Consider the following 208-nt stretch of genomic DNA (forward strand, 5'->3'; position numbering starts at 1 on the left):
CGTGATTTTACGGTTAATGCATTGTATTTCGACATTGCAGACTTCTCACTGTTTGACTTCTGTGGTGGTATGGATGACTTGGCGCAACGTCGTTTAACCTTAATTGGAGAGCCTGAAGTACGTTACCGTGAAGATCCTGTTCGTATGCTACGTGCAATCAGCTTTGCTGCTAAATTAGATTTATCAATCAGTGATGAATGTGCAGAAC

General features: G+C 41.8%; 1 pseudogene. It reads left to right on the plus strand.

The annotated features are described in order from the left end of the window. Nucleotides 1–208 (plus strand): annotated as a pseudogene (locus V6255_RS19045) (polynucleotide adenylyltransferase PcnB); the annotation flags it as partial.

Source organism: Psychromonas arctica (genome assembly GCF_038155225.1).
In the GTDB taxonomy this organism is placed as follows: domain Bacteria; phylum Pseudomonadota; class Gammaproteobacteria; order Enterobacterales; family Psychromonadaceae; genus Psychromonas; species Psychromonas arctica_B.